Annotated in this window: 1 rRNA gene; it reads left to right on the top strand. The window is 56.9% G+C overall.

Going from position 1 to position 796, the window contains the following annotated elements:
• Nucleotides 1-130 precede the first annotated feature (130 nt).
• A 23S ribosomal RNA gene (locus AKJ13_RS29865) occupies nucleotides 131-796 on the top strand; the annotation flags it as partial.

The following is a 796-nucleotide window of genomic DNA, read 5'->3' as shown; positions in this document are numbered from 1 at the left end:
CGGTCATGTTCGGCAAGCATACGGTGGTGGGTCCGGAAACGGATCTGCCACTGGTCTTTTTGTGACCGTGTCGCGCTGATCGGCCAGCCTTACGGCTGTCGGATCAGCGACGGACATCGATCACGAGAGCGATCAAGTGCCTTAAGAGCATTCGGTGGATGCCTTGGCGCTGAGAGGCGATGAAGGACGTGGTACGCTGCGATAAGCCTTGGGGAGCTGCGAACGAGCTTTGATCCAGGGATTTCCGAATGGGGGAACCCACCTTCGACCTTCCGTATGGCGGCTGCAGACAGATCCTCGGATCGGCCTGCAGCTCTCATACGGTTGGTCATGTGAAGGTATCAAATCCTGAATCCATAGGGGTTTGAAGCGAACCCGGGGAACTGAAACATCTCAGTACCCGGAGGAAAGGACATCAACGAGACTCCGTCAGTAGTGGCGAGCGAACGCGGATCAGGCCAGTGCCTGTGTTGAGTTTACCGGAACGGTCTGGAAAGGCCGGCGCGATGGGTGACAGCCCCGTACGGGACGGACGACACACAGGACTCGAGTAGGGCGGGACACGTGAAATCCTGTCTGAACATGGGGGGACCACCCTCCAAGCCTAAGTACTCCTCAGCGACCGATAGCGAACCAGTACCGTGAGGGAAAGGTGAAAAGCACCCCGACGAGGGGAGTGAAACAGCACCTGAAACCGGATGCTTACAAACAGTGGGAGCTCAAGGTTCGTCCTGAGTGACCGCGTACCTTTTGTATAATGGGTCAGCGACTTAAAGTTACGAGCGAGCTTAAGCCG

The sequence above is a fragment of the Methylobacterium sp. ARG-1 genome (genome assembly GCF_001262595.1).
GTDB lineage: Bacteria > Pseudomonadota > Alphaproteobacteria > Rhizobiales > Beijerinckiaceae > Methylobacterium > Methylobacterium brachiatum.
Note: the sequence above shows the minus strand (reverse complement) of the source record. Positions and strands in the feature narration are given on the sequence as shown.